We start from the raw sequence: 2,181 nt of genomic DNA, 5'->3' as shown, positions 1-2,181 counted from the left end.
GGCGGGACGGGTGCCGGACCGCAGGGCCGGACCGGCGGCGGACCGCAGGGCCCGACCGATGCCGACCCGGGCGCGGGGACGCGCACCGGGACTGCTGCCGACCCGGATGCCGGAACCGGCGACGACCCGGGCGCCGGGACCCGTGCCGGGACGCACACCGGAACCGACGCCCAGCCCCGCCGTGCCGAGCGGCTGCGCAGGGTTGATGAGGCCGTCGGGTTGTTGCGGCAGGCGGCCGAGGAGAGTGCGCACGAGTTCCACGGCTCCCGCAGCCGCTGCCTGTACGGGCTCGGTGTGCTGTTGCTGACGCGGCACCGGCTGACCGCCCGCGCGGCCGACCTGCGGGACGCGGTCGCGGCGCTGCGGGAGGCGCGGCTGGTGCTGAACGCGACGCCGGGCGACCCGTTCGCCGTCGTGCTGATCCGCGCCCTGGCGCTGGCCCACCGGGTGCACGGACCGGACGACCGGGAGCACCGGCGTGCCTCGCGCGAGACGGCCCGCTCCGCGCTGTCGGCGCACGGCCGGTCCGTCCTGCTCCAGTCCGGTGCGGGACACGGCCTGGAAGCGGCCCGTGCCGTGGCGGACGACATGCTGCGGCTGGTCCGCTGGAGCCTCGCCGACGGGCTGCCCGGCACCGCCTTCGAGGCGCTGGAACTGGGCCGCGGCCTGGTGCTGAACGCCGCGACGGTGGCCGTCACCGTCCCCGAGCTGCTGCGCGACGCCGGTCACCCCGAGCTCGCCGCCCGCTGGGAGACGGCGGCCGGCGACCGCGAGGACGCCGTGCCCGACGGGCTGCGGCGCCTGGTGCTGGAGGCGTTCGCGGGCGGCGTCGCCGAGAAGCGGCTGCTCGCCGCACCCGGCCCGGCTCGCGTGGCAGAGGCCCTGCGGCGGCTGGACAGCGACGCGCTGGTGTACCTCGTGCCGGGCGAGGACCGGGCACCGGGCCACGCGCTGGCCGTCACCTCCGCGGGCGACGTCCACGCGCTGCCGCTGCCGGCGCTGACGGCGCTCGGGGAGGGACCGCTCGACACCTACGCACGCTCGCTGCGGGCGTTCCAGGACGCGAACCGGGAGGAGGCCCGCCCCGCGCCCCGGCATCCGCGGGTGATGCACGAGAAGTACCGGCGCACGCTGCTGCGCCTGGAGCAGGAGTGGCAGCTCGCGCTGGACGGGCTCTGCTCGTGGGCCGGCGAGACCGTGATGGCCCCCCTGCTGGCGGCGGCGGACGGGTGGTGGCCGGGCCGGACGCCGAGGCTGGTCCTCGCGCCGGTGGGCGCGCTGGGCATCGTGCCCTGGCACGCGGCCCGCTGCCCCGCACCGCCCGCCGGCGGCCCGCCGCCGGACCCGACGGGACCGGTGTACGCGTGCGAGCGCGCCGTCGTCTCCTCCTGCGCGAGTGCCCGGCAGCTCGTCGAGGTCGCGGACCGCACGCGGGCCGGGGTGGGCGAGGGCCGGGTGGCCGTGGTCGTCGCGCCCGACGGTTCGCGGACGATGCACCGGGAGGCGGCGCTGGTCGCCGCCCGCCACCGGGAGGTCACCGTGATCGGCGGCATGGGCCGGGAGGCCGCCGCGAGCGGGTCCGGGAGCGCCCCGCTGCCGCCCGTACCGGCGTCGCTCACCCCGTACCTGCCGGGGCGCGGCGCCGTGCCGACCGCGCTGCTGCACCTCAACTGCCACGCGGAGGCCGGTCCCTCACCGGCGGACTCGGTGCTGAAGCTGGACGCGACGCACCGGGTGTCGGTGGCGGACATCCTGGCGGGCGCGGCGCACCGGGACCCCGGGGTGCCGGGCGGCACGGTCGTGCTGGCCAACTGCACCAGCGACCTGACCGTCGAGGACCACGACGAGGTGCTCACCCTGGCCACGGCCTTCCTCGGGGCGGGCGCGGCCTCGGTCATCGGCTCCCGCTGGGCGGTCGCGGACGATCCGCGGACCACGTTGCTGATGCTGCTGCTCCACCACCACCTGGGGCTGGGCGTGCCGCCGCGGGACGCCCTGCGCGCGGCCCAGCTGTGGATGCTGGCGCCGGACCGCGCCCTGCCGCCGGAGCTGGCCGGGTACGAGTATCTGCTGGACGGCCTGGGCCGGCGCCCGGCGGACGAGCTGGAGGTGTGGGCGTCCTTCGCCCACCACGGGCGGTAGCGGCGCCGAGGCGTGCCCGCCCCGGGCGGTGGCGGGGAC

The 2,181-nt window shown here is 78.5% G+C and carries 1 protein-coding gene; it reads left to right on the top strand.

Annotated features, from left to right (window positions below; all coding sequences use genetic code 11):
- Positions 1-2,142: CHAT domain-containing protein (locus tag GTW67_RS06370; protein ID WP_161163816.1), on the top strand; the 2,142-nt coding region annotated here is incomplete at its 5' end.
- Between the last annotated feature and the right edge of the window lie 39 nt (positions 2,143-2,181).

The sequence above is a fragment of the Streptomyces sp. SID5910 genome, assembly GCF_009862125.1.
Taxonomy (GTDB): Bacteria; Actinomycetota; Actinomycetes; order Streptomycetales; family Streptomycetaceae; genus Streptomyces.
The sequence above is the reverse complement of the archived record's forward strand: the minus strand, read 5'-3'. Positions and strand labels throughout refer to the sequence as shown.